Genomic DNA, 24,658 nt, shown 5'->3' on the forward strand with positions numbered 1-24,658 from the left:
GCTGGCGCTGGTCTGCGTGCTGGTTCCCGGCGTGCCCGGTGCGCGGGCCGCTCGGGCCGCCGAGGCGACGGTCCGGCAGGCCCTGGAGTCCGCGCCGGATACTGCCAGACAGCATGCCACCAGCCAGGATGCCGTCAGCCAGGACGCGCCCAGGCAGGATACGGCCAGCCAGAACGCCGTCAGCCAGGACGCGCCCAGGCAGGATACGGCCAGCCAGAACGCCGTCGACGAGGCGGAAATCCCGGCAGTCGAGCCTGCGGCCCCTCCCCCCGACGGACCGGAACTGCGCATCGGCTTCAGCACATCCTCCTTGCCGTATGTGGACATTGTCAACAAGAACGGGCTGGAGCCCCGCCTGGTGGCTGCCGCCCTGAGCCGGTCCGGCTATCGTGTCCTGCCGGTGTTTCTGCCGCATGCCCGCGCCCTGGAACTTGTGCGCAAGGGTTCGCTGGACGGCTGCGGCCCCGTGGGGCGCCACGCCGACGTTGTCGGGCTGGCCCTGGGAGACATGTACCTGCAATACCGCAACGTGGTGGTATCGCTGGTGGCAGCCGGACTGGACATCAACACGCTGGCCGATCTGCGGGGCCTGCCGGTGGCGGCCTTCCACAACGCGAGAGTGTTCATGGGGCCGGATTTTGCGGCCATGGCCGCCGCCAACCCCCGCTACGAGGAGCAGGTGGATCAGCGGGCACAGGTGGAGGCGTTCTTTCACCGGCGCGACCGGGTCATCGTGGTGGACGAGCGCATCTTTGCCTTTCATCGTGCCCGGCTGGCAGCGCGGGGCGTGGGCGAGCCGGTGCGCATCCACCGCATCTTTCCGGCGCAGGACCGTTTTTTCGTGTTCCGCGACCCGGTCGTGCGCGATGCCTTTGACGCGGGGCTGCGGCAGTTGCAGGAGAGCGGGGAATATCGGCACATGGTGCGCTAGGACTGTTTCGGAATAATCCTTCCGCCCGTTGACTTGCAGCCCGACCGGGGACGGGGTTTGCCCCGTGTGCCCGACTTGCCCCCGTAGCGCGCCGGGCGTATCCATGCATCGGGGTGTGCCCGCGCCCGATTGCGACCGGTCGAGCCTGTTCGCGGGCCAGCGCGGGCAATCTTTCCGACGCCCCGTCACCGCCGTCACCGCCCTGCGGGGAGGAGCTGCCATGCACTACGACATCGTCTTTCATTTCGACAACGGACCGGCGGAACTGAACATCGCCATCAGCAACGTGCGCAACTACCACAAGGCGCTGGAAGGGGTGTCCTTCCGCAGCATGCTGGTGGTCAACGGGCCGGGCATCAGGCTGATGGGCGCCGATGATCCGGATTTTGCCGAGCAGTTGCGCGAACTGCGTGCGCTGGGGCTGGACATCCGCGTGTGCGCCAACGCCATGCGCCATTTCGGACTGGACGCCGCGTGGCTGAACCCCGCCTGTACCGTGGTGCCCGCGGGCATCGTGGAGTTGGTGGACTTGCAGCGCAAGGGGTTTGCCTACGTGAAGCCGTAGGGTTGTCCCCGATGGTCTTTTCGCCCGTTGGCTGGTCGTCCCGCTGGGCGTGTGGCGTGGTCACCGGGCTGGTTGGCCCGTGCGCAGCGCGGCCAGGTTTCATCTGACATAGCAGGAGCACCGACCATGACGGAACAGGACACCGCCGGGCAGAACGCCGGGCGTCGGGAATCCGGTGGTCTTCCGGCCACGGGAAGGCTGGTGGACAGTCACCCGCTGCTGGCCCGGCTGACCGGGCAGGTGGTGTGGAACCTGGCGGAAGAGGCAGGCGCGGACGATGATGAATGCGGCCTGTTCATGGACCATTACGCCGCGTGGCGCGAGGCGGCGCTGGCCGTGCTGGAACGGCTGCGCGATGCGCCGGGCGGCGGCCTGCGCCTGGTGGTGGACGGCGGCGACAGGGCCGATGCCTGCCCCGAATGCGTGGCCTTGCATGGCGTGGTGCTTGCGGGCACGCATCCGGACCTTGCGGCGTGGCTGCCGCCGTTCTCCATTGGCTGCCACTGCCGGGCCGAATATGTGGAACCGGCGGAAATGGCCGTGGCCGGTCAGCATTTGCCCTCCGCCGGGTTGCAGCCACCGGCTCACCGGCTGTGCTGCCCGCACCGTCCGCTGTCGCTGCTGCTGGCCCAGTTGGCGCAGTCGCAGGGGCGCTAGGGGTAGTGCGCAGAAACCGTGTGTCGAATTCTGATCACGCAAACGGAAAAGGGCTTGCCGATGTGCTCGGCAAGCCCGTTTTTGGCTGGTGGAGACGATGAGGATTGAACTCACGACCTCAGCATTGCGAACGCTGCGCTCTCCCAGTTGAGCTACGTCCCCAGTCAGGAGAAGGCTGTATATACCTGTTGCCGCCCGACCGCAAGAGGCCGGGACGGAAAAATTTTGGCGGGAACAGGCGGTGACGCAGCACGTGCGGCGGGTAGGGCCGGTCAGCGGTCGGGCGGCAAAGGGCTTGGCGCGCGGTTGACGATGAGGGCCGATGCGGCGGGCAGGGCGGCGGGGATGTGCGCCGACTGGCCGTTATTCAAGCCCCAGCGCCTTGCACAGGGTGCGCACCCGGTGCCGGTAGGTATGGTGGGACAGGATATGCCCCCGCCATGCCGTCGCAAGGTCGGCGCGCAGGGCCGCATCGCCTTCCAGCCGGTGCAGCAGCGCAATAAGGCCGGGGGCCTCGCCACCAGGGGGGGCGACAGGGGCGGCGGGGTTCGCCGTGCCCGTGCCGCCGCTCCCGGCTGGTGAAAAGGCGATTTCGCGGCGCAGTTCTTCGGGAAAGATGTCCAGGCCCGGCGTGTCGTCGGTGATGCAGAAGCCCCCCGCCGCCCAGACGTCGAAGTGGCGCTGGGTAAGCCCGGCGGGCAACAGCAGGCTGGTGATGTTCAGCGACCAGCGGGCGGCCCGGTACACGGCGGGCAGAGTGGCGTAGTAATCCACCGGGGGACGCAGGTCGGTGCCCTGCGCCAGCAGCGGCTGCCAGCCGTCGTCCCCGAACACAGTCAGTCCGAGCGGCGCGGCGGCGTTCAGGCAGCGCACCCGCCGGGCAAGGGCGCATTCCTCCGCCCCCAGTCCTGCCTCGCGCACCGCGTTGCCGGGCCACAGTTGCGTAAGTCCGAGGCGCGCCGTCCACCAGTGAAAATCGGGCCGGTAGTGAACGTCGGGTCGAAGACCGGGCGTATCGAGCAGGGCAAGCGCCTCGTCCAGCAGTGCCGGGGCTATATGCTGCCCTGCAAAAAAGCTTCTTTTGCCGGGAAAGGCGGACCGGCCCACGAATACCACGGGGTTCAGGGGGGGCATGCCTGCCGGAGAAGGCTGGGGCGCTCCGGCGGCGCGGCCTTCTCCGGAAGGGTGCGGTCCGAAAAATTCCGGTCCTGTCGCCAGCGGCAGGTGCAGCACCCGCTGCGCACCGTGGGCGCGCAACAGGGGGATGAACGAGGCGTCGGTGACGCACAGCAGCGCCCCCCGCCACCACGGCCCGCGCAGGGCCGAGAGCAGGTGGAAGGGGTTGTCCACGCACCACACGGCCACGTCCACCCCGCAGGCCCGCAGCAGGTGGAAGCGTTCGCCCCAGGCGTCGAGACCTTGCAGATTCACGCTCAGGAACAGTTCCGGGCGCTGGTCGGCCAGCAGGCGGGGCAGGTCGGCGTGCAGGGTGTCCGGATCGGCCCGGCGCGGGGTCAGCCCTTCTGCGGCAAGGGCGGACTCCAGTTCCGGCAGCAGCAGCGAACCTTCCGTGCCGGGCAGCAGCACGATGCGGGACCGGGCGGAATGCGGCCCGGCGTGGCCTGCCATGCCTTCCGGGGGCAACGCCAGGGCGGGGGCCATGCGCACGGCCCGCGCCGCGCCCAGCAGCGGTCCCCAAAATGTGGGGAACAGCCGCTCGGCCTCGCGGTAGACCACCACCAGCGCGCGGGCAAGACGGTCGGGCGGAAAATCATCAGGCGCGGTCAGCGTCCACCCTGCGGGGATGGCCGTGCGCCATGCGCCGCGCGTGGCTTCTTCCATATAATGGATGAACGCCGGGCACTCGATGACGTGTACGGTCGGGGCACTGTGCTTGCCGCTTCGCGTATCCGTTTCCCGCAGCCTCGCCAGCGCCCCATCCACCGCCCGCTGTGCCGTGGCCGGGTTCGGCCCCAGACCCAGCACCACCACATCGGCGGGGGCGTCGACCCGCTGCCAGCACGGGGGCAGCACGTCGAACGTGGCGGGCAGGGAGCCGTCCGGCAGGATATTGTCCGGCAGGGAGCCGTCAGGCGGGATATTGTCCGGCAGGGAGCCGTCAGGCGGGATATTGTCCGGCAGGGAGCCGTCCGGTCCCGCCTTGTCAGGCGCAACGTCGTCAGGCCCCGCCGCATCGGGCAGGGTGCGGTACTGGCCCAGTTCGTTGGGAATGCGCAGGCGGACAGGGCGAGCCATGTGAGTCCTTGGCGGGCGGAGGGCTTTCGGGTACAAGCGGCCACGGGTGACCACATGAAAACATACCGAGACCACTATTTTCTGAAGGCCAAGCAGGAAAACTATCCCGCGCGGTCCATCTACAAGCTGAAGGAAATCGACAATCGCTTCAAGCTGTTTCGCCAGGGCATGAAGGTGCTGGACCTGGGGGCTGCCCCCGGCTCGTGGTCGCTTGGCGCGGCAGAGCGGGTGGGGCCGAAAGGGCGGGTGCTGGCGTGCGATCTGCAAACCACCGATACCCGGTTTCCTCCCAACGTCACCTTCATGCAAGAGGACGTGTTCAACCGCTCCGAGGCCTTCGAGGACGCGCTGGCGGCCATGGGACCGTTCCATGTCGTGATCAGCGACATGGCCCCTCGCACCACGGGCACCAGGTTCACCGACCAGGCCCGTTCGCTGGAATTGTGCATCGAGGCCCTTGCGGTGGCGGACCATTGCCTGATAAAGGGCGGCAGTTTCGTGGTCAAGATTTTCATGGGGCCGGACGTCAAGCAATTGCTTGATGCGCTGCGGGCCCGCTTCGAGACCGTGAAGACCTTCAAGCCCAAAAGCTCGCGGATCGAAAGCAAGGAAACATTCTACGTCTGCCTCGGGTATCGGGGCGACGGACAGCAGGACTGACGCACGGCGCCGATGGCGCGAGCCCGGCAGGCACGACGCCCGCCGGGGCCGCGCCGTGGCGTTTCCGCACACATCTCTTTCGCAGTCATTTCTTTCAGGAGGACGCATGGCCGGACATAGCAAATGGGCCAACATCCAGCACCGCAAGGGGCGTCAGGACGCCAAGCGCGGCAAGCTGTTCACCAAGGCCGCCAAGGAAATCATCATCGCCGCCAAGGGCGGTGGCGACCCGGCCAGCAACGCCCGCCTGCGCGCCGCCATTGCCGCCGCCAAGGCCGTGAACCTGCCCAAGGACAAGATCGACAACGCCATCAAGAAGGGCACCGGCGAACTGGCGGGCGGCGACATCCTCGAAATCTCGTACGAGGGCTACGGCCCCGGCGGCGTGGCCCTGATCGTGGAAGCGGCCACCGACAACCGCAACCGCACCGTGGCCGAAGTGCGCCACATCCTTTCCAAGCACGGCGGCTCCATGGGCGAGGCCGGGTGCGTGGGCTGGATGTTCGAGCGCAAGGGCGTGATCACCCTGGACGGCGGCAAGTACACCGAGGATCAGGTGATGGAAGCCGCGCTGGAAGCGGGCGCCGACGATGTGCGCGACGAGGGCGGCACCTGGGAAATCCACACCGCCGTGGCCGACTTTGCCGCCGTGCGCGATGCGCTGGAAGCCGCGGGCATGGAAATGGATTCCGCCGAGCTGTCCATGATTCCCCAGAACACGGTGGAAGTGGACGCGGAAGCAGGCCGCAAGCTGATGCGCCTGGTGGACGCCCTGGAAGACAACGACGACGTGCAGAACGTGCACGCCAACTTCGATCTTCCCGACGAAGTGCTGGCCGAACTGGAATAGCCGACATGCCTCGCACCGGAGCCCGCCTTGCGCGGGCTCCGGCGTTTCCGGCGCCCGAGTGACGCCCCGCGGCAGGTCTGGGGCCGGTCGGCTGGTTGGCAGGTCGGTTTCGACCGGTCGGTTGGCCGGGCCCGAGAGCATCCGTGACGCATGCGGCGCCCATGACGGTGGCGGCGCGGGCGCTTCGCGCAGTTGTCCGAATATCAGCCTCCGCCGCATTGCGGCACACCCTGCATTCCCGGCACCCGCCGGAGGCCCCATGCCCCCCCGCAAGCCCGCATCGCCCCAGGCGGAAACGCCCTCCAGCCCGGTTTCAGTCACCGGTGACGCCACCGGCGGCGTCACCGTCATCGGCATCGACCCCGGTTCGCAGTGCACCGGCTGGGGGGTGGTGCGCGAGGTGTCTGGCGTGCTCACCCTGGTGGACTGCGGGGCCATCCGGCCCAAGGGCGACGATTTCGCAGCGCGACTGGGCCACCTGTTCCGCGAACTGCACGCCTTGGTGGGCCGGTACGCGCCGGACGAGGCCGCCATCGAAAACGTGCACGCCGCCCGCAACGTGGCCACCGCCCTCAAGCTGGGGCAGGCGCGCGGGGTGGCCGTGGCCGCCTGCGCCGCACACGGGGTGGTGGTGGCCGACTACCAGCCCACGGAAATCAAGAAGGCCCTGGTGGGCACCGGCGGGGCGGACAAGGAGCAGGTGAGCTTCATGGTGGCCCGGGTGCTGGGCGCCAAGGGCGGCTGGGGGCTGGACACCGGCGATGCGCTGGCCGCCGCCGTGTGCCACCTGAATGCACGGCGGCTGTCCCGGCTGGCCCGGCTGGGCTGATTGGCCAGGCTGGGCTGACGGGCACGCGCCCGGCTGTGCCTGCAGGTGTGTGGCATTCGTGCGTGTGGCTTCCGGCGGGTGTCTGCCTGGTGGTAGCCTGACCGGTGATGGTTTGCCCGGTGATGGTCTGTCCGGTGATGGTCTGTCCGGCGGGACAGACGCGGCAGCAAGGGCGGTCCGCGCCGTGGGCACCCCCGTTACGGGGCGTCTATGGACATGCTCCGAAGGCATGAGGCCCTGAGAAAAAGGCCGTCAGGCGTTCCCGGGCGACCCTGTGTTTTTTCAGCGGAACGGGTGCGACGTGAACTGGCGGTGGGGCAGGCGGCGCGGGGCGGCAGGGGAGTTGCCCTGGCTGTTCCGCCGCGGGCTTCCGCCCGCTCCGTGCATACGCCCTGACGTGCATCCGGGAGTGCTTGCGGGCACGCTTCCTAACCCGCTCCCGGGCTTCCGTCTTCGTTCCCGGCCTCACCCAGAATCGCACACTGCGGCGGCGCGTCTCCGCCCTCCAGGCTATCGTCCGGCACCTGCGTGGCCCGCACCGTGCGGTTGCGGCCGCAGCGCTTGGCCATGTACAGCGCGGCGTCCGCCTCGTGCATCCAGCGGCCCGGCTCGATGTCCGGGCGCGCCTCGGCCACGCCCGCGCTGACCGTCATGGGAATGGGGGCGTCGGCATGGGGCAGGGGATTTTCCTCCACCTTGCGGCGTACCCGTTCCAGCAGGGCCACGGCTTCGCGTTCGCCCGTGTCGGGCAGCAGCAGGGCGAATTCCTCGCCGCCCACACGGGCCAGCAGGTCCGGCTCGCGCAACTGGTTGCGGATGATTTCGGTCACGTGGGCCAACATGGCGTCTCCCACGCCGTGCCCGTGTCGGTCGTTCACCGTCTTGAAGTGGTCAAGGTCCAGCATGGCCAGGGCCAGCGGGTGGCCGCTGCGCGCGCTGCGGGCCAGCTCCGCGTTCATGGCCTCGTCCAGCCGCCGCCGGTTGAAGCAGCCGGTCAGGTGGTCGCGCTCCGCCATGCAGCGCAGTTCCCCGTTCAGGCGGGTGAGGGCCTGGTTGTTGGCCTCGATGATGTGCAGTTGGGCCCGGTTGCGCAGGGTGTAGATGATGGCGGAAAGCAGGGTGCCCAGCACGGCCAGTCCGCTCAGCACCGCGAGGTGGAAGCGCACCTGCCGCCGGTCCTCCAGGGTCAGGGCCTCGCCGACGTCTTCGGCCACGTGCAGCGAAAGGCCGTCCTGCGGGCGATGGATCACCCCCAGCAGCGCGGGGCGCGTGGCTTCGCCGATGAGCGTCAGGCCGTGCGTTTCGCTGATGCCCCGCACCACGAAGGGGCGCAGCGACAGTTCGGGAAACGCCTCGCGCTTGTAGCGCAGGAGGCGCGCCGAAACGGGCATGTCGCGCACCGGGGCATCCGGCAGGGCATGGAAGATGTGCGCCTTGTCGTTGGCCAGCACCACCACCCCCTGTTCATCGGTGACGAAGGCGGCGTCCAGGCGCAGCCGACGCGATAGGGTGGGCAGGTCGGTCTTCACGGCCACCACGCCCAACACGGTGCCGCACTGTCGCACGGGAGAGGCGAAGAAGAATCCCGGCACGCTGGACACGCGCCCCACGGCGAACTGGCGGCCACGCTCGCCGGACATGGCGGCGATGAAGTAGGCGCGGTCGGCATAGTTGGTGCCAAGCAGGCTGTCCGCGCTGTCGTAGTTGCTGGTGGCGATGGTTAGGCCCGTGTGGTCAATGAGCCAGGCGATGTGCAGGTCCATGGTTTCGGCAAAGGTCTTCAGGAAGGCGTTGAGCGGGGCACGACGCCCCACGCTTGCCTGGGGCGGTTTATGCGGAGCCGCCTCGGGCCTTGGGGCCACCTCGTCGCGCACCCGGTCGTCCAGGGCCAGCAGGTCGGGCAGGCGGCGCAGCCCGGCAAAGGCCAGTTCGAATTCGTCGTTCATGGTGCGCTGGCGCAAGGCCAGCCGCGCCCTCGCCTCGGCCACGGTCTCGTCCAGGGCGCGGACGGCCCACATGTCCGCATACTTGTCGGCTGCATAGAGCACGCAGGGCAGCAGCACCACCAGCGTCAGCAGCAGCAGGCGAAGGGGCGTGCGCTCCGCGTGCTGGCGGAACCACGTGACGGGTGAAAGCGGGCGGGGCGGCGAGGGCATGCAGGCGGCTCCGGGCGGGTTTCCCAGGTTGGGGTGCGGGGACGATAAGGGATTTTTCGTTCCGCACCAAGGGCGTTAGCCGGGGATGACGGTTTTTCCGTCGGGCAGGCTGGTCCAGGCTGGCCTGGACTGTCAGGACTGGACCGGATTGGTCCGGACTGGGCCGGATTGGTCCGGACTGGGCAGGACCGTGCACCGCGCCCGTCTTCCGGCCCGGTCGCTTTTTGTGTAGGGTGCCCGCGAGAGGTGGAACCATGATCGCGTATGTCGAAGGCCGTGTTGCCGAAATTTCCGGCAATGCCTGCGTGGTGGTGACGGAAGGGGGCGTGGGGTACGAGGTGCACCTGCCCGCGCATACCCTGTCGCGCCTGCCGGAACGGGGCGGGCAGGTGGCCTTTCACGTGCGGACCGAAGTGCGCGAGGACGCGCTGGAACTGTTCGGCTTTTCCACCTGGGACGAACGGCAGACCTTCATGGTGCTCACCACCATCAGCAAGGTGGGGGCGCGCACGGCCCTGGCCATCCTTTCTCAGTTCCGCCCCGACGACCTGCGCCGCCTGGTGGTGGAGGACGACGTGCTGGCGCTGACGCGGGTGTCCGGCATCGGCAAGAAGACCGCGCAGCATATCTTTCTGGAATTGAAGTACAAGCTGAAGGTCGAAGATCTGCCCGCAGGCATGGCGCTGGCGGGCGGGGCCGCGCCGGGCGGGGTGTTCCGCGATGCGCTGGCCGGGCTTGGCAACCTTGGCTACCTCGAGGATGAGGCCGCCCCGGTGCTGAAGGACGTGCTGAGGGCAGAGCCCGACCTTGACGTGGCCGGGGCCCTGCGTGCGGCCCTGAAGGCCCTGGCGAGGGGACGCTGATGACGGCGCAGTGCAAGGGACCGGATGGAGAGGGCGCAGGCAGCTGCGCATCCATCTGCCCATCCATCTGCATGGACGAGAACGTGCGGCCGCGCAGCCTGGACGACTTCATCGGGCAGGACGAGTTGCGGGCCAACCTCAAGGTTTTCGTGGCGGCTGCGCTGGAGCGCGGGCAGGCCATGGACCACCTGCTGTTCTACGGCAACCCCGGCCTCGGCAAGACCACCCTTGCCCAGATCATCGCGGCGGAACTGGGCGTGAACCTGGTGTCCACCTCCGGCCCGGTGCTCGAGCGCAGCGGCGACCTTGCGGCCATCCTGACCAACCTAGGGCGGCATGACATCCTGTTCGTGGACGAGATCCACCGCATGCCCGTGGCCGTGGAGGAAGTGCTGTACCCCGCGCTGGAGGACTTCAAGCTGGATCTGGTCATCGGGCAGGGGCCGGGTGCGCGTACGGTGAAGATCGACCTTGAGCCGTTCACCCTGGTGGGGGCCACCACCCGTATCGGCCTGTTGTCGTCGCCCCTGCGCGACCGCTTCGGCATCATCAGCAGGCTGGAATTCTACGCTCCTGCCGACCTTGCACGCATCGTCACCCGCACGGCGCGCATCCTGGGGGCCAACCTGACCCCGGAAGGCGCGGCGGAGATAGGCCGTCGTTCACGGGGCACCCCGCGCATCGCCAACCGGCTGCTGCGCCGGGTGCGCGACTTTGCCTCCGTGCACGGCAACGGCACCATCACGCCGGAACAGGCATCCGCCGCGCTGGGCCGAATGGATGTGGACGAGAGCGGGCTGGACCAGATGGACCGCAAGCTGCTGTCCGTGCTCATCGAGCACTTCGGCGGCGGCCCGGTGGGGGTGAAGACCCTGGCCGTGGCCTGCTCCGAAGAGGTGCGGACCATAGAAGACATTTACGAACCGTACCTGATCCAGTGCGGTTTCCTGAAGCGCACCCCGCGCGGCCGCGTGGCCACGGCCAAGGCCTATAGGCACCTTAACCTGCTGGCCTGACCATCGGCATGACGGCGGGCGGGTCACCTTGGCGATCACGCGCGGCCAGGCCTGTGCGGACAATTCCGCGCGGACTCGTCCCGGCTGCCTCGCCACGAGGCCTCGCCACGAGGTCTGGCAGGCCCCGGCCAGGCCGTGCACGATGCGTTGCGTGCCGCGCGTTCCTGTTTCCACCCCTTGCCCGGCCATGTGGCCGGTTACGGAATCCCCATGCCCAAGACGACGCTGCGGGTCGAACTGCTGGCCCATACCCCGGAACCGCTCTCGCTGATCTATGCCGCCTTTCGCCAATGCTATCATTCCGGATTCGTGGCCGACATGTGGCCGCGCCTGCTGTCCGGCGAAATCGCGCGCGAGAAGCAGGCCCAGTTCGTGGCATCGGTGATGGAGTCCGGCCACGCAAGCCCGGTGGAGCACGTCAGCTTCACCTTTGCGGCGGAAGGGGTGTCCCGCGCGCTGACCCACCAGTTGGTGCGCCACCGCATCGCCTCGTATTCGCAGCAAAGCCAGCGTTACGTTGACGGCAGCAGCTTCGACTACGTGCTGCCCCCGGCCATTGCCCGCAACCCGCAGGCGTTGGCCCGCTTCGAACAGTGCATGGCCGGGATCGGCGACGCCTACCGCGACATCAAGGCCTTGCTGGAGGCCGACGGCAGGGCCGGGGCCAAGTCCAACGAGGATGCCCGCTTCGTGCTGCCCCAGGCGGCGGAAACGCGCATCGTGCTGACCATGAACTGCCGCAGCCTGCTCAACTTCTTCGAGCATCGCTGCTGCATGCGCGCCCAGTGGGAGATCCGGGCCATGGCCGACGCCATGCTGGACCTGTGCCGCGGAGTGCTGCCGGAGTTGTTCGCCGTGGCCGGAGCCAAGTGCGAACGGCTGGGCTACTGCCCGGAAGGCGAGCGGTTCACCTGCGGTCGGTACCCCCTGCGTCAGTCCTGAGTCATCGTGCGCATGCGCACGGCACCGGCGAGCCGACAGGGCGCCGTCGGAAGTCGGGCAAGGGGAGCGCCACGCGCTGCGCGTTTTTTCCCGCATGGCGGGCGGAATCGCACCGTGCTGCTGTGGTGCTCTGTGGCATCCTGAAAATAAATGGCAATTTGCCATGCGCCGACATGCCCGAGGCAGGGTTGTTTCCCGCCGCGCATCCGGGTTGTCGTCCGGTCTCCTTGTCGGGATGCGGCGCTGTACGTGCCTGCACGGCGACCAGGACCGGCAAGAGTGGCGTGTTTGTTTCACGCAGTCCGGGCGTAGTGAAAAAAAATAGATGCACGGGCAAGTTTTGGGCGTAATTCAAGAATGTGCCTGTGGAAAAGTTTTTTCATTGATGTGGAAAACAAGGGCTCCCAGCTGTGGAAAGTCTTGCCTGCCAAGGTGTGCGCAAAACGGCGGAATAACGCCATCGAGTGGTTAGATCTTGTGATTACAATGTGTTGCTGCGAAAAAAATCTTGGGAAAGAAGGCGCGGGTTCCGCATGACGACAGGCGCTTTTTCTCTGTTGCAACCCAACCGCGAACTCCGTAAACCAAGCACCATGATTTCAATTTGGGGCCAAATTCAGAATATTCTAGAAAAGAGTCTCAATCCGGGGCTCTTCAAGGTCTGGATCTCTCCGTTGGCGGCAGAGGTCCGGGACGACGTGCTGCGCCTGGTGGCTCCCAACGAATTCGTTGCGGCCTGGGTCCGCGACCGGCTGCTGGATGACATCGTGCAGGCGGCCACCGCTGTGCTGGGCAGTGCCCCCACCGTGGTGGTGGATGCCGCGCCGCATGGCGCGGGCACACTTTCGCCGCGCATGGGCCGCGCGGGTGCATCCGTATCCGGGACCGCACCGAGCGCAGACGGCACGCAGTCCGTGCCCGCCGCCCAGATTTCCCCTGCCGTGCAGGCCGTGGCCGTCCGCTCCGCGTCCGGCACCGGCGCGCGTGTCGTCCAGCCCTCCCAACTGGGCCTGCCGCTGGACATGCCCGCTCCGAACCGCGCCCTGAACTGGCGCTTTTCATTCGACTCGTTCGTGGTGGGGCCCAACAACGAGCTGGCCTACGCGGCCTCGCGCGGCATCTGCCGCGAAACCCTTTCCGCCGACACGCTGTTTCTCAGCTCCGGTCCGGGCCTTGGCAAGACGCACCTGATGCAGGCCGTGGGCAGCGCCCTGTGCGAAGCCAGCAACCGGGCCGCGCCGCGCGTGGAGTACCTGACCGCCGAGGAATTCGCCACCCGGCTCATCGCCGCCCTGAAGGCGCGGGAAGTGGACCGCTTCAAGGCCCGCTACCGCGACGTGGACGTGCTGCTGCTGGAGGACGTGCATTTCCTGCAGGGCAAGGAACGCATGCAGGACGAGGTGCTGGCCACGGTGAAGGCGCTGAAGTCGCGCGGCAGCCGCGTGGTGCTGTCCAGTTCGTTCGCCGCGCGCGACCTCAAGAACCTCGATACCCAACTGGTTTCGCGGTTCTGCTCCGGCTTTCTCGCCCACATCGACAAGCCCGGCTTCGAAACGCGCCGCCGCATCCTGTGCGAAAAGGCCCGCCTGCATCAGGTGATGCTGCCCGACAACGTCACCGACCTTTTGGCCGACCGCATCCGCACCGACGTGCGCCAGATCGAAAGCTGCCTGCACAACCTGGTGCTGAAGGCCAAGCTGCTGAACCGCCAGATTTCCATGGAAATGGCCTGGGAAGTGCTTGGCCACTATGCCCAGCAGGAAGTTGTCATGGACTTCGAGGGCATCGTGCGCAAGGTGTGCGAAGGCTTCGGCATTTCGCCCAAGCAGCTCAATTCGCGCAGCCGCAAGCGTGAATACGTGGTTGCCCGCAACTCCGTGTTCTATCTGGCCCGCAAGCACACCGACCTTTCGTTGAAGGAAATCGGCGACCGGTTCAGCCGCCGCCATTCCACGGTACTGAAGGGCATCACTTCCATCGAGCGCGAAATGAGCCGCGAAACGCCGTTGGGCCGTCAGGTCACCAACACGCTGTCGCTCATCGAACGCAACGGTCGAATTACCTACCCCTAGCCATGGGGGGTGCCGCCGCGTATGCGGTCGGCAAGGCGCAGGCCATGACGGCGGCGCGGACCTCCCCGGTTCGCGCCGCCTTTCGTTCTGGCCCGCGCCCGATTGGGCGGATTGACGGGCTGGCCGACCGTGCGGACCAGAGGCATTGGCGAGAAGCCCGGATTGACCAAACGGACCCGCAAACCCACGGGGTCAGCCAAGTGGACGGCGGATGCCATTGGCATAGCGGGCTTTTCATTTACGACACGCTGGGGTATCGCAATGCTTCCCCCAGCGATCGAGAGCGCCACCGCAATGTGCAAGGGCGCGGTAGCACAACAGGAGGACCGGACGATGCAACAACCGCCCTACAAGGAAATCGCGCCGCGCCTGGCCGGGCTGCGCGATGCCTGCGGCTTTTCGCGGCAGGAACTGGCGGACAAGGTGGGCGTTACCGAGGCGGATGTCGCCCGCTTCGAAAGCGGCGAGGTGGAGATACCGGTGAGCTTTCTCACCGACGTGGCCCGTGAATGCGGCGTGGACCTCACCGCGCTGATTTCCGGCGGCGATGCCCACCTGCACGGCTACAGCCTGGTGCGCAAGGGCGAAGGCCTTTCGGTGCAGCGCCGCAAGGACTACGACTACTGGAACCTGGCCTCGCGCTTCACCAACCGGCGCATGGAGCCGTTTCTGGTGCGTGTGCCCCCCAAGGAAGAAAAGGACCTGGTGTTCAACTACCACCGGGGCCAGGAATTCATCTACATCGTTGAAGGTCGCCTGGAGATATGGCTGAACGACGCGCGCCACGTGCTTGCCGCCGGTGACAGCCTGTACTTCAGTTCGCGCATCCCGCACGCCCTGCGCGGCCTTGATGGTGTGGATGCGGTTTTTCTTGACGTGATTAGCTAGGGCGTGTGTGCAAACAGTCCTTTTGCCCGCTGGCTTCGTCAAACTTCGCCTGCCATTGCGCTGCTGTCCTTATCCGTAAGGTTCGCAAACTCACCTAACGGCTAAGGCTCAGTCAAATACGAGAAGAGTATGTTCCTTCATGGTAGGCTTGTTTTCCTCGCCAGCGAACAAAAGACTGGTTTGCAAACACGCCCTTAGGGCCGCCCTGGTGTGTTTTTGCCTGCTGGCCCCCCTTGCCAGCAAACGAAAAGTCTCACCATCCGGCGGTTCCCGGGAGTCGGCGCAGACGCGGCTTGATGTTTGAAGTCTGCCAGCCCTCCACGATTACGCCGCAGGAAAACGCCCCCGCCGCCACCATGGGGGCGCGCCGTACACGCCATCAGTCAACAAGCCCGCAAGGGATTGCTTCGCAGGGATGCACCCATGACCTACACCACAAAGTTTACGGCCAAGGATTACAAGGAATTCTGCGCCACGTTCCGCATCGACGCCCCGGACACCTTCAATTTCGCCTTCGACGTGCTGGACCCCATCGCGGCGTCCGATCCGGGGCGGCTGTGCATAGCCCACGTGGATGATGCGGGCGTGCGGCGCGACTACACCTTCGCCTGGATGGCCGAGGCCTCTGCCAAGCTGGCCAACGCGCTGCGCTTGCAGGGCGTCCGCAAGGGCGACCGGGTGATGCTGGTGCTGTACCGGCGCATCGAGTTCTGGGTGTCCATGCTGGCCCTGCACCGCCTTGGCGCGGTGGCCATTCCCGCCCCGGCCCAGCTTACCCCCAAGGACATCGTGTTCCGCGTGGAGCGCGCCAGGACCCGGTGCGTCATCGTGGACCATTCCATCACCGAGCGCGTGGAGGCCGCCCGGCCCGACTGTCCCGGCCTTGCCGTGTGCGTGCAGGTGGGCGGCGACGCCCTGCCGCGCGGCTGGGTGGACTATGACACCATCTTCACCCCGGCGGAGGCCAGGTTCCCCCGTCCGGAAAGCCCGCTGGAGTTCGCGGGCGGCGAAGACCCGCTGCTGATCTTCTTTTCGTCCGGCACCACGGGCATGCCCAAGATGGTGGAGCACGTGCACACCTACCCGCTGGGCCACCTGCTGACCGGCATGTACTGGCACGACCTGGTGCCAGGCGACCTGCACCTGACCCTGGCCGACACCGGCTGGGGCAAGGCGGTGTGGGGCAAGTTCTACGGCCAGTGGATGGCCGGGGCCTCGGTGTTCGTGTACGACTTCCGGGGCAAGTTCGAACCGGCGGCCCTGCTGGGCGTGCTGGCCGACCACGCCGTGACCACCTTCTGCGCGCCGCCCACCGTGTACCGCTTCCTGGTGCGGCAGGACCTGTCCGCGTACGACCTGTCCAAGCTGCGCCACTGCACCACGGCGGGCGAACTGCTGAACGACAGCGTGTTCCACGACTGGAAGGCCGCCACCGGCCTTGAAATCCACGAAGGCTACGGCCAGACCGAAACCACCCTGCAAATCGCCACGCTGCCGTGCATGACCCCCAAGGCGGGTTCCATCGGTCGGCCCATGCCCGGCTGGGACGTGGTGCTGCAGGATGCGGCGGGCAACGTCTGCCCCCCCGGCGAGGAAGGCGAAATCTGCGTGCGCGTGGCCGAGGGGCTGCCCGTGGGGCTGTTCCGGGGCTATCTGGAAGAACCGGAAAAGACCGCCTCGGTCATGTTCGGCGGCTACTACCACACCGGCGACAAGGCCTGGATGGATGAAGACGGTTATTACTGGTTCCTGGGCCGCGTGGATGACCTGATCAAGAGTTCCGGCTACCGCATCGGACCGTTCGAGGTGGAAAGCGCCCTCGTGGCCCACCCCGCCGTGGTGGAGGCCGCCGTGACCGGCGTGCCCGACCCCCTGCGCGGACAGGCCGTGAAGGCCACCGTGGTGCTGGCCACCGGCTACACCGCCTCGGACGTACTGACCAAGGAGCTTCAGGACCACGTGAAGAAGGTGACCGCGCCGTACAAGTACCCGCGCATCATCGATTACGTGGCCGAACTGCCCAAGACCATCAGCGGCAAGATCAAGCGCGCCGAAATCCGCGAACGCGACCAGCAGGCCGGTGGGCCGGTGGCGTAAGGTTGGTGTTTTTTTTGTAAGCCTCCGGCGGGCAGGGGGCGATGCCCCCTGCACCCCCCTTTATGTCCAGGAAAAGAAACCGGAAGAACGTGTTTCACGTTCTTCCGGTTTCTTTTCCTATTTGTCGGGTACCAAGCAAAATCAAGCCTTCGTCACCTGACCAATTAAAAAGTTTGGGAGGGTGGGGGGGCGGGGGAGGGAACCTTTTCCAAAAGGTTCCCTCCCCCGATATTTTCTTGAGTGCTTCAGGGGCTACCCTTCCTGGGCCTGCAACTCCGCAAGATGGGTGCGGGCGAAGTCGAGGGAGGGGTCGATTTCGAGGGCGGCTTCCAGCAGGTGTGCGGCCGTGTCGGCATCGCCGAGGAACTTGTGGCACAGCCCAAGGTTGGCGAGATCGATGACGGATCCCTTGTCCAGGCGCAGCACGCTTTCGAAGTTGACGGCGGCCTTGGCGTAGTCGCCCAGCTTGAAGTGGCACACGCCGCGCAGGTTGAAGTACTCCTTCATTTCCGGGCAGGCGGTCACGGCGCGGTCAAGGCCGGGCAGGGCGGCGGCCCAGTTTTGGGCCAGGGTGTGCACGTAGGCGCCGTAGAAGGCGGCAAGGCCGCGCGCGTCGGCGTCGGGTTGCAGGGGCTCGCTGGTTTCGAACCAGTGGCGCGCCTCGTCCAGGGCTTCGGCACGCAGGGCCAGCATGCCCCGGAAGAACGGCACGAAATGCGCGCCGGGGTATATCTCCGCCAGCACCTCAAGGCCGCGCAGGGCGGTATCGGCGTCGGCTTCCTCGCTCAGGATGCGGCCCACGAACAGGCCGATGGAGGCGTTCTTGTCCCGTTCGCGAAAGCGGAACCCCGGCACGATGTTGTAGTGGGTGGACACGTCCGCGTCGGGGTTGCGGGTAGAGATGGACAGCAGGGTGTAGCCCTGCCGGGCGAGGCCGTCGGAAAGGGTGGTGAGCTCGCGCAGGATGTCGTCCGATTCCACGGAGGGCAGCGAGGACAGCGGCGCCACGGGGCCGCGCCGCAGCCATTCGATGTCTTCCAGCCGTTCGTACTTGGGCAGGCCGGATGCCTCGTAGCAGGCGCCGGTGATGAAGTCGCCCGCGAGCTGGGCGATTTCGGTCAGGGCGCGCACGGCGGCCTTGACCGGGGTGGCTGCGGTGCCTGCGGTGTAGACGATCTCGGAGCGCACCGGGAAGGTGGCCGGGTCCCAGGCCACGGCGCCCACGGTGGGCACGGGCAGGCCAAGGGAAAAGTCTTTCAGCACCACCTGCACGCCGTGCCCGGCAAAGCGGTCCAGCAGGTCGCGCAGCACGGCATCGTCACCGGAACCATCGGGCGAGATGTCGATGGTTGGCAGTTCGGGCATGGTTTCGTCGATGATGCAGCACACATGGCGCTCCACCAGTTCGCAGGCGCCCTGGAGGATGGATTCTTCCTCGGTGTTGCCCGCCGACGAGCCGTTGAACTCGCCCAGCTTCTTGAACCAGTCCAGCGGCAGCCACACCTCGCGGCACTCGGTGCCGTCGCGCGGGATGACGGTGGCGGGGAAGAACTTCCAGCGGATCAGGTCCAGGGCGCGCACGGCGTCGTGCGGGGCGATGGGGTCGTGCACGGACTTGGCGATTTCTTCCACGGGCAGCAGCGCATCGCCGAAGCGGGCCTGCGCCTCGCTCCAGGTGGCCTCGACCATGCCGGGCATGTCGCGCCAGAAGGTAAAGAAGCTGTAGCGCTCCATCAGTTCCATCAGGGCCGATGCCTCGGCCTGCTCCACGGACGCGCCCTTGCCCATCTGCTTGCGGGTGGGCATGACGCGCTTGGCGTCGGCCCCGCACATGCTGAGAAACACGGGAATGCCCAGCCGGTCCACGTCCACGCGGCGGGTTTCGGCAAGGATGTCCACGTCGAGGCTGGCAAGGCGCTGGCGCACGCGGCGCACGGTTTCCACGGGCGAGGTGGCCTTGTCCTGGTCCTTGGTATAGCCCTTGGGGCAGGGAGAAAGCTTGATCATGCGGATGGTCCGTGAGGGGTCGAGGTTGCGGATGCGGGCCGTTTGGTGGTCCGGCTGGCTACGCCGACTGGTGCCGAGATCGGCTGGGCCGACTAGGCCGGAGCGGCGGGTGTCGCGCCCGTGCGCTTGGGGGTAAGCCGGTGCACCAGGAACAGGCGGCGTTCTTCCTGCCCGTCGTCGCCGGTGGACTTGATGCCCACGGGCTGCTCGGCCACGTCGAAGTCGCGCCCGGCCAGCTTCAGGAAGTGGGCGGCCTTGCGGCGCTTGTCGGTGCACAGCATGGCTTGTCCGCCAGAGGCCACGTGGCGGGCCAGGAACTTGGCCAGCGGGCGGTGCAGATCTTCCAGGTACAGGATTTCGGCCCCGGCGATGACGTCGTAGCGGGCGTTCAGCCGCGCGGTGGTGATGTCGCAGCGGCGCACCTCCACCCGGTCGGCAAGGCCGTTGCGCAGAACGTTGATGCGCGCGAAGAGCAGGGCGTCGTCGTGCACGTCGGTGATGGTCACGCGGGCAAAGCCGTAGCGCGCGGCGATGAGCCCGGTGACGCCGCAGCCCGCGCCGACCTCCAGCAGGCTCTTGCCCGCCGGGTCCAGCTTGCGCAGAAAGCGCCCCAGCAGGAACGAGGCGGGCCATATCTTGGCCCACAGGGGCAGGTCGCGCAGCGGATCCTTGATGGCGTTGGTGGCGATGAGCCGGTCGAGGTGGCCGGTCATGTTGCGGATCTGCAGGATTTCCAGCGGCGCGTCATCCACGGTAAGGGTTTCGAAACCCACTTCGTAGCGTTCGCGCGCCTTGGCCAGCAGGCGTTCCAGTTCGGCGGCGTTCGCTTCCGCCGTGGGGGCGGATTCGGGGCTATGGAGGGCCGGGGTGTCCGGTTGTTCGGTCATGGGCTGTCCTTTTGTGGGCCGATGGCTGCGGTGAGCCGGTTGCCGGGGCGCGCGCCGGGCGGGCGGATGCAAAGGCCGGAAGAACCCGGCGTGCCGGAGGGCACGAGAGGGCTGGCGCAGCGCGTCCGGAGTTCATGCCTCAACAGGACGGGCAGTGCAAGCTGGGTGGCGGTAAGCACGCGCTTTGCGGCTGCCGACGGCGTGGGGAGAAGGGGACGGGCGGGGCAGGGCGGTATGGTCTGTGGGCACTGGCATGAAGGGCGAGCGGGCGACAGGGGGGGGCGCACAGGGTCCGCGCAGGGGATGTGGAAGGCGGACTGGATGGACTGGATGGACTGGGCGGACCGGGAGGACCGCCCAATTGCCCGGACGGCCATATTGCCCGGACTGCCCGGACGCCCCGGCATACGGGTCATATCGCCAGGGGCGGTTCGCCGGACGTCCGGGGGGGCTGTCCGTCTTGTGGCTTGAGCCGCTTGCGCGCCTCTATGGCCACCAGCCGCACGAAGCCGCCATCCACGGACATTACCCGGATGTCCCGGCGCAGTTCGCGGTAGCCGTGCTCCTTGTAGAAATCCAGGGCGTTGAGCGAGGCCGTCAGGCGCAGTTCCGGCCAGCCCTGCTCCACGGCGCGGCGTTCCAGTTCGCGCAGCAGAGCGGTGCCGGTGCCGGGCGGGGCCTGCGGCGCGGCGTACAGGTAGGCAACCTCGTCGCCGCGCAACGCGCCAAAGCCGACAACAGATGGGGCGGACGGGGGGGGCGGGGCGGAAGGCGCGGCGTTGGGCGCGGGTTTCCATGGTCCGCAGGTTTCTGCCCCCGGTGGTTTCGCAGGCACGACCCCAACTGGCGGCGCAAGCGGGGCGTCAACCAGGGTCTCGGCCACCAGAAACGGATTCATGCCCAGTTCGAGTTCCCGGCGAAACTGCTCCACGGTGCGGCCCGCACACCAGGCGGACAGTTGCGCCGCATCGTAGCTGCACGCGGCCTTGCCGTGAATGGCGGCATGGAACACGCCGATGATGGCGGCGGCGTCGTCCGGGGTGGCAAGGCGAATGGCAATGCGGGGCATGGGACGTCCTGCGGCTGGGGTGATGCTTTCGGCATATGCCGGGAACGGCCGGTGAGCAACCGCTTTGCCTCATTGCGGCGATTGTGCGCGGTGCTGTTGTGCGCGGGAGGGGCCGGGTGCTCCGGAAGGGGCAACCGGGCTGACCGGAGGAGGGGCTGTCAGACGTTGCCCCGATGGGGCGGGGGGCTTGGCCGGGGCAGACAGGAACGGGCCGGGACAGATCAGAGCGGGCCGAAGCGGGCCGGGAGACGATATGGCGCTGCGGCGTCTGTCTGTGCCGGTGCTGACGCCGGAAACGGCAAAGGCCGCCTTGCGGCGGCCTTTGGTGCCCTTGTGGGGCGAAATTTTGGAGCGGGAGACGGGATTTGAACCCGCGACTTCAACCTTGGCAAGGTTGCACTCTACCACTGAGTTACTCCCGCCCTTTCGGGCGACACGCGGGCCGGGCGAAACCGCCGTTCCCTCGTGCGGAGGGAGAGCTACCCTTTTTGTCGGGGACTTGTCAACATGCGTGCACGAAAAAAAAAGTGTATAGGGCTGGGGCGGCAGCGCAATGCGGGCCGCGATGCGAAAGGAAGGGCGCCGTGTGCCGTTTCGCGCGTGGGAAAAGGTGGAGGGTGTGATGTCTGTCGGCATCGTGCGGTGCCGGATGTCGGGCCGGAGAGTGCGTGGATGCGCACTGGGCATGTCGCGTCGGTTCCTGCGCGCAACCGAGCGGAAGAAAGGAGGAAATATGATCGAAGCGAGAAGCGACGGGGTGGTTTGCGTGACCTGTCAGGGAACGGTTCCGGAGGTTTGGGAACGTTTGCTGGGAACCCTGGACGACATGAACGTGCCTGTGTTCTGCACCGTGGACCATGCGGCCAACGCGGAAAGAACAGGACTGCGCATGCCAGCCACGCGGGTGGTGACCTTTGGAAACCCCGCCGTTGGCACGCTGCTGATGCTTGAAGCTCCGACCATCGCCATGGATCTGCCGTTGCGCATGCTGGTACGTGAGGCTGAAGGCGTCACCGTGCTGTCCTACGCGCGACCGGAGGCGTTGGCCGCACGTCACGGCATTGATCCTTCCTTCGCCCCCGTGGAAAAGGTGTCCACGTTCATGGCGGGGCTGGCGGAGTCTGTGCGTACTGGCCGGTAGGTCGGCAATATGGGGCTTTGCGGCCACACAGCAAAAAGCCCCCGTGCATGGCGCGGGGGCTATGTGTTCTGGAGCGGGAAACGGGATTTGAACCCGCAACCTTCAGCTTGGGAAGCTGACACTCTACCGTTGAGTTATTCCCGCTAATGGTGGGGTATCGCTAGGGTTTTCCGCGCTGGGCAGTACACCCGGAGAAGGCGTTGGAGCGGGAGACGGGATTTGAACCCGCGACTTCAACCTTGGCAAGGTTGCACTCTACCACTGAGTTACTCCCGCACCGATACTGGAGGCGGCATCCGGATTTGAACCGGAGAATGGAGGTTTTGCAGACCTCTGCCTTACCACTTGGCTATGCCGCCTCATCGGTTTCGTTGGAGCGGGAGACGGGATTTGAACCCGCGACTTCAACCTTGGCAAGGTTGCACTCTACCACTGAGTTACTCCCGCTCAACGAGGAGAGCCTTCTACGTCACAGCCCCGCTACCTGTCAAGCGAGGTTTTTGAAAAAACACGACCGATTTCCATAATATGTTGGCCGGTGCGGATTTGCGGGCACGGCGCGGCCAGGGCGACGGCGGTTTTCCATCCCGGTCGGTTCGGCCCTTGTCCCGTCACGCAGTCACGTCGCGCAGTCCGGTCGTCCCTGCCCAGTCCATCCGGCCTGTCTCGCCGTCTGCCGACACGCGGGACACTTGCACCGTTGCATCCCTCCTTGTTACGCGCCAGCTGTGGATTTTTCGGCCGTCAGTCAGCACCTGCCAACGTTGCGAACAATCCGTCCGGGTTTCCGTGAACGGAAATCAGGCCTCGCCCCTTTACTTTTATTGGCCGGATGATTTATGGCAGTTGCCTTGCAAGCGACAGCCCCACCCGGCACGCGTGCCGCCAGGAGGCGGTGCGCTGCGTACCGCGAGGAGGTTCCCCATGGATCAGAAGGATATCGAGTACTTCCGCGTATTGCTGACCCAGATGCTGGAAGAAGCCACGCAAAAGGGCGACCTCACGCTGGAAGACATGACGGATAACAACGAGGTCTTCGCCGATCCGGCGGACCGCGCCACCATGGAATCGGACCGCGCCTTCACCCTGCGCATCCGTGACCGCGAGCGGCGGCTGATCAAGAAAATTCAGGCGGCGCTGGGCCGCATAGAGGACGGCTCGTTCGGCATCTGCGACGAATGCGGCGAGGACATCGGCGTGCCGCGCCTGAAGGCGCGACCCGTGACCAAGCTGTGCATCAACTGCAAGAGCAAGCAGGAAGACGACGAGCGCGTCCGAGGCGATTAAACGCCCACCACGGCCCCTCACCCCTGCCGGGATGAGGGGCCGTTTTTGTTGCTCCGTGCCGCGTGCCGTGCCGCGAGACGGTCGCCAATGACTGCCGGACGGGGGCTCCGCTGCCTGCTCCGGGCCTGTTTGGGCCCTGCCGGGGGCGGGCATGTCCCGTGCATGCTTTCAGGGCACGTAGCCAGGGAAACGACGATGGACGCCCATCTGTTCCGCCGCGTCTGCCGGGCGCTGGTTCCGCTGCTGGCCGGGTGCCGCATCGAAAAGATCCACGCGCCCGCGCCGGACATCCATTCCCTCACCCTCTTCGCCGCCGGGCGCAAGCAGGTGCTGGTGCTGCGGCACGGGCGCCGCGCGCCGCTGTTGTACCTTGCCGCGCACAAGCCGCCCAATCCGGCCCGGCCCGACGCGCAGGTCATGCTGCTGCGCAAGCATCTGGCCGGATGCCGCGTAGCCTGGGCCGGTTGCGACTGGCCGCGCCGCAGGCTGGCCCTGCGCATGGCGCCGCCAGCCGGAAAGCCAGACGGACAGCCAGACGGGCAGGGCGCCCTGGTGCTGCTGGACCTGCGCGAGGGCATGCGCCTTGTGGACGTCCTTCCCCCTGACTTCGGCGCGGACCCGGTCTGGCCGCAGCTGCCGCCCCCGTCGCAACCAGGCGCGTTGAAGGCCGCCCTGCGCACGCTGTGCGACGATGCAGCCACGGGTGCCGACCCGGTGCTCACTCCGGCCCTGCGGCGTACCCTGGCCGCCCTCGTGGGCGACGGGCTGACCGCCAGCCCTCCGGGACGTTTCCCGGATTCCTCCTCCGATACTTCCGTTGACGTCCCGGAAGACGGCGTGCTCGACGCCTGCGCCCTGCTGGTGGACCTGGATTCCGGCGAGGGCGACGTATTCCTGTATCGCCAGCGCAACGAGGGCGGTGCAGGGGGCGACGAGACCGCCGGGCCCGGCGAACCCGACGAGCTTTCCGCCTGGCCTCTGCCCGCATCCCTGCGCGGCAACCGGACGGAAGAAACGTACGAATCCGCGCTGGATGCAGCCGCCATCCTGGGCGAGGCCGCCGCGTTCACCGGGCTTGCCGATGCCGCGCGCACGGATGCCGCGGCCCCGTTCAAGGCCGAAGCCAAGCGGTTGCGCCGCCTGCGGGCCAAACTGGACGACGAGGAGCGTCGTCTGCGCGGTCTGCTGGCCCAACGGGCCGATGGCGTGGCCCTGCAAGCGGTGCTCTATCAATACGCGCCGGATGCCCGCCTGCCGGAGGTGGTGGTGTCCGATGGGTCCTTGGCCGTGACGGCATGGCCGGAAGGGGCGGATGGCGGGCCATTGCCCCCGGCGTCTTCCGTCGCAGGCCCCGCAAGCCGCACCATCCGCCTCGACCCGCTGCTGACCGTGCGCGAGAACATGGCCGCCATGTTCCACCGGTCCGACCGGGGCGCGCGCGGGCTCGCCATCCTCGAACGCCGCCGGGCGGAAGTCGCCCGCGAC

The 24,658-nt window shown here is 67.1% G+C and carries 20 protein-coding genes and 6 tRNA genes; 15 read left to right on the top strand and 11 right to left on the bottom strand.

Features of this window, described 5'->3' with window-relative positions; genetic code table 11:
- The first annotated feature begins 1 nt into the window (after position 1).
- From FVW20_RS04460 to FVW20_RS04470, 3 genes are all read left to right on the top strand, one after another.
- Complete coding sequence (locus tag FVW20_RS04460) at positions 2 to 931, top strand: substrate-binding periplasmic protein (RefSeq protein WP_231038861.1); 930 nt, start codon at positions 2 to 4, stop codon at positions 929 to 931.
- A 220-nt stretch (positions 932 to 1,151) separates the two neighbouring features.
- A complete protein-coding gene (locus FVW20_RS04465) occupies positions 1,152 to 1,496 on the top strand; it encodes a DsrE family protein (protein WP_196608467.1) in 345 nt (114 codons plus the stop codon).
- 126 nt (positions 1,497 to 1,622) lie between these two features.
- Positions 1,623 to 2,153: a putative phage head morphogenesis protein gene (locus tag FVW20_RS04470; protein ID WP_196608468.1), complete on the top strand. Its 531-nt coding sequence runs from the start codon at positions 1,623 to 1,625 to the stop codon at positions 2,151 to 2,153.
- 86 nt (positions 2,154 to 2,239) lie between these two features.
- On the opposite strand, the gene FVW20_RS04475 is transcribed toward FVW20_RS04470, so the two are convergent.
- Positions 2,240 to 2,315, bottom strand: a tRNA-Ala gene (locus FVW20_RS04475).
- A 201-nt stretch (positions 2,316 to 2,516) separates the two neighbouring features.
- Entirely contained in the window at positions 2,517 to 4,409 is a 1,893-nt protein-coding gene (locus FVW20_RS04480; protein ID WP_196608469.1) for a glycosyltransferase family protein, read from the bottom strand.
- Between the two features lie 54 nt (positions 4,410 to 4,463).
- On the opposite strand from FVW20_RS04480, the gene FVW20_RS04485 reads away from it, so the two are divergent.
- The 3 genes from FVW20_RS04485 (at position 4,464) to ruvC (ending at position 6,748) form a co-directional block, all read left to right on the top strand.
- Positions 4,464 to 5,069, top strand: a complete 606-nt coding sequence (locus FVW20_RS04485) for an RlmE family RNA methyltransferase (RefSeq protein WP_196608470.1) — start codon at positions 4,464 to 4,466, stop codon at positions 5,067 to 5,069.
- Between the two features lie 106 nt (positions 5,070 to 5,175).
- Positions 5,176 to 5,919: a YebC/PmpR family DNA-binding transcriptional regulator gene (locus FVW20_RS04490; protein ID WP_196608471.1), complete on the top strand. Its 744-nt coding sequence runs from the start codon at positions 5,176 to 5,178 to the stop codon at positions 5,917 to 5,919.
- Positions 5,920 to 6,178: 259 nt separating this feature from the next.
- Positions 6,179 to 6,748: a crossover junction endodeoxyribonuclease RuvC gene (ruvC, locus tag FVW20_RS04495; RefSeq protein WP_231038862.1), complete on the top strand. Its 570-nt coding sequence runs from the start codon at positions 6,179 to 6,181 to the stop codon at positions 6,746 to 6,748.
- A gap of 428 nt (positions 6,749 to 7,176) precedes the next feature.
- Here ruvC and FVW20_RS04500 read toward each other — a convergent pair whose 3' ends face one another.
- Entirely contained in the window at positions 7,177 to 8,904 is a 1,728-nt protein-coding gene (locus tag FVW20_RS04500) for a sensor domain-containing diguanylate cyclase (RefSeq protein ID WP_196608472.1), read from the bottom strand.
- Positions 8,905 to 9,158: 254 nt separating this feature from the next.
- On the opposite strand from FVW20_RS04500, the gene ruvA reads away from it, so the two are divergent.
- The 6 genes from ruvA (at position 9,159) to FVW20_RS04530 (ending at position 16,782) form a co-directional block, all read left to right on the top strand.
- The gene (ruvA, locus tag FVW20_RS04505; RefSeq protein WP_196608473.1) at positions 9,159 to 9,767 is read left to right on the top strand and encodes a Holliday junction branch migration protein RuvA; all 609 of its coding nucleotides are present in this window, start codon (positions 9,159 to 9,161) and stop codon (positions 9,765 to 9,767) included.
- A 71-nt stretch (positions 9,768 to 9,838) separates the two neighbouring features.
- Positions 9,839 to 10,783: a Holliday junction branch migration DNA helicase RuvB gene (gene ruvB / locus FVW20_RS04510; protein WP_231038864.1), complete on the top strand. Its 945-nt coding sequence runs from the start codon at positions 9,839 to 9,841 to the stop codon at positions 10,781 to 10,783.
- 210 nt (positions 10,784 to 10,993) lie between these two features.
- On the top strand, positions 10,994 to 11,725 hold the full coding sequence (thyX, locus tag FVW20_RS04515; RefSeq protein ID WP_196608474.1) for an FAD-dependent thymidylate synthase: 732 nt from the start codon (positions 10,994 to 10,996) through the stop codon (positions 11,723 to 11,725).
- Between the two features lie 593 nt (positions 11,726 to 12,318).
- The gene (gene dnaA / locus FVW20_RS04520; RefSeq protein WP_196608475.1) at positions 12,319 to 13,797 is read left to right on the top strand and encodes a chromosomal replication initiator protein DnaA; all 1,479 of its coding nucleotides are present in this window, start codon (positions 12,319 to 12,321) and stop codon (positions 13,795 to 13,797) included.
- A 333-nt stretch (positions 13,798 to 14,130) separates the two neighbouring features.
- On the top strand, positions 14,131 to 14,685 hold the full coding sequence (locus FVW20_RS04525; RefSeq protein WP_196608476.1) for a helix-turn-helix domain-containing protein: 555 nt from the start codon (positions 14,131 to 14,133) through the stop codon (positions 14,683 to 14,685).
- 423 nt (positions 14,686 to 15,108) lie between these two features.
- On the top strand, positions 15,109 to 16,782 hold the full coding sequence (locus FVW20_RS04530) for an AMP-binding protein (RefSeq protein WP_196608477.1): 1,674 nt from the start codon (positions 15,109 to 15,111) through the stop codon (positions 16,780 to 16,782).
- Positions 16,783 to 17,034: 252 nt separating this feature from the next.
- Here the strand turns inward: FVW20_RS04530 and FVW20_RS04535 are convergent, their stop codons facing one another.
- The 4 genes from FVW20_RS04535 to FVW20_RS04550 all read right to left on the bottom strand — a co-directional run bounded on the left by FVW20_RS04535 (position 17,035) and on the right by FVW20_RS04550 (position 21,167).
- Positions 17,035 to 18,789, bottom strand: a complete 1,755-nt coding sequence (locus tag FVW20_RS04535; protein ID WP_196608478.1) for a YcaO-like family protein — start codon at positions 18,787 to 18,789, stop codon at positions 17,035 to 17,037.
- Positions 18,790 to 18,881: 92 nt separating this feature from the next.
- On the bottom strand, positions 18,882 to 19,676 hold the full coding sequence (locus FVW20_RS04540) for a class I SAM-dependent methyltransferase (RefSeq protein ID WP_196608479.1): 795 nt from the start codon (positions 19,674 to 19,676) through the stop codon (positions 18,882 to 18,884).
- Between the two features lie 412 nt (positions 19,677 to 20,088).
- The gene (locus tag FVW20_RS04545) at positions 20,089 to 20,745 is read right to left on the bottom strand and encodes a GNAT family N-acetyltransferase (RefSeq protein WP_196608480.1); all 657 of its coding nucleotides are present in this window, start codon (positions 20,743 to 20,745) and stop codon (positions 20,089 to 20,091) included.
- Between the two features lie 347 nt (positions 20,746 to 21,092).
- Positions 21,093 to 21,167: transfer RNA gene (locus FVW20_RS04550), tRNA-Gly, on the bottom strand.
- Between the two features lie 200 nt (positions 21,168 to 21,367).
- Between FVW20_RS04550 and FVW20_RS04555 the strand changes: the two genes are divergently transcribed.
- Positions 21,368 to 21,886: a DUF302 domain-containing protein gene (locus FVW20_RS04555; protein ID WP_231038863.1), complete on the top strand. Its 519-nt coding sequence runs from the start codon at positions 21,368 to 21,370 to the stop codon at positions 21,884 to 21,886.
- Positions 21,887 to 21,955: 69 nt separating this feature from the next.
- On the opposite strand, the gene FVW20_RS04560 is transcribed toward FVW20_RS04555, so the two are convergent.
- The 4 genes from FVW20_RS04560 to FVW20_RS04575 all read right to left on the bottom strand — a co-directional run bounded on the left by FVW20_RS04560 (position 21,956) and on the right by FVW20_RS04575 (position 22,333).
- Positions 21,956 to 22,030 (bottom strand) — tRNA-Gly (locus FVW20_RS04560).
- A gap of 57 nt (positions 22,031 to 22,087) precedes the next feature.
- Positions 22,088 to 22,162 (bottom strand) — tRNA-Gly (locus tag FVW20_RS04565).
- 8 nt (positions 22,163 to 22,170) lie between these two features.
- Positions 22,171 to 22,245 (bottom strand) — tRNA-Cys (locus tag FVW20_RS04570).
- A gap of 13 nt (positions 22,246 to 22,258) precedes the next feature.
- Positions 22,259 to 22,333 (bottom strand) — tRNA-Gly (locus tag FVW20_RS04575).
- A gap of 477 nt (positions 22,334 to 22,810) precedes the next feature.
- Here FVW20_RS04575 and dksA point away from each other — a divergent pair.
- The gene (dksA, locus tag FVW20_RS04580; RefSeq protein ID WP_035063833.1) at positions 22,811 to 23,173 is read left to right on the top strand and encodes an RNA polymerase-binding protein DksA; all 363 of its coding nucleotides are present in this window, start codon (positions 22,811 to 22,813) and stop codon (positions 23,171 to 23,173) included.
- Between the two features lie 195 nt (positions 23,174 to 23,368).
- On the top strand, positions 23,369 to 24,658 hold a 1,290-nt coding region (locus tag FVW20_RS04585; RefSeq protein WP_196608481.1), incomplete at its 3' end, for an NFACT family protein.

The sequence above is a fragment of the Nitratidesulfovibrio oxamicus genome (assembly GCF_015731765.1).
Classification (GTDB): Bacteria; Desulfobacterota; Desulfovibrionia; order Desulfovibrionales; family Desulfovibrionaceae; genus Cupidesulfovibrio; species Cupidesulfovibrio oxamicus.

Excerpts from the sequence above, each read along its gene's own strand:
- FVW20_RS04555 (WP_231038863.1), top strand. The coding sequence starts at position 21,368 with ATGTCTGTCGGCATCGTGCGGTGCCGGATGTCGGGCCGGAGAGTGCGT.
- ruvB (WP_231038864.1), top strand. The coding sequence starts at position 9,839 with ATGGACGAGAACGTGCGGCCGCGCAGCCTGGACGACTTCATCGGGCAG.
- thyX (WP_196608474.1), top strand. The coding sequence starts at position 10,994 with ATGCCCAAGACGACGCTGCGGGTCGAACTGCTGGCCCATACCCCGGAA.
- FVW20_RS04545 (WP_196608480.1), bottom strand. The coding sequence starts at position 20,745 with ATGCCCCGCATTGCCATTCGCCTTGCCACCCCGGACGACGCCGCCGCC.
- FVW20_RS04480 (WP_196608469.1), bottom strand. The coding sequence starts at position 4,409 with ATGGCTCGCCCTGTCCGCCTGCGCATTCCCAACGAACTGGGCCAGTAC.
- FVW20_RS04525 (WP_196608476.1), top strand. The coding sequence starts at position 14,131 with ATGCAACAACCGCCCTACAAGGAAATCGCGCCGCGCCTGGCCGGGCTG.
- FVW20_RS04465 (WP_196608467.1), top strand. The coding sequence starts at position 1,152 with ATGCACTACGACATCGTCTTTCATTTCGACAACGGACCGGCGGAACTG.
- FVW20_RS04500 (WP_196608472.1), bottom strand. The coding sequence starts at position 8,904 with ATGCCCTCGCCGCCCCGCCCGCTTTCACCCGTCACGTGGTTCCGCCAG.
- FVW20_RS04470 (WP_196608468.1), top strand. The coding sequence starts at position 1,623 with ATGACGGAACAGGACACCGCCGGGCAGAACGCCGGGCGTCGGGAATCC.
- dksA (WP_035063833.1), top strand. The coding sequence starts at position 22,811 with ATGGATCAGAAGGATATCGAGTACTTCCGCGTATTGCTGACCCAGATG.
- FVW20_RS04535 (WP_196608478.1), bottom strand. The coding sequence starts at position 18,789 with ATGATCAAGCTTTCTCCCTGCCCCAAGGGCTATACCAAGGACCAGGAC.
- FVW20_RS04490 (WP_196608471.1), top strand. The coding sequence starts at position 5,176 with ATGGCCGGACATAGCAAATGGGCCAACATCCAGCACCGCAAGGGGCGT.
- FVW20_RS04530 (WP_196608477.1), top strand. The coding sequence starts at position 15,109 with ATGACCTACACCACAAAGTTTACGGCCAAGGATTACAAGGAATTCTGC.
- FVW20_RS04540 (WP_196608479.1), bottom strand. The coding sequence starts at position 19,676 with ATGACCGAACAACCGGACACCCCGGCCCTCCATAGCCCCGAATCCGCC.
- FVW20_RS04485 (WP_196608470.1), top strand. The coding sequence starts at position 4,464 with ATGAAAACATACCGAGACCACTATTTTCTGAAGGCCAAGCAGGAAAAC.
- ruvA (WP_196608473.1), top strand. The coding sequence starts at position 9,159 with ATGATCGCGTATGTCGAAGGCCGTGTTGCCGAAATTTCCGGCAATGCC.
- ruvC (WP_231038862.1), top strand. The coding sequence starts at position 6,179 with ATGCCCCCCCGCAAGCCCGCATCGCCCCAGGCGGAAACGCCCTCCAGC.
- dnaA (WP_196608475.1), top strand. The coding sequence starts at position 12,319 with ATGATTTCAATTTGGGGCCAAATTCAGAATATTCTAGAAAAGAGTCTC.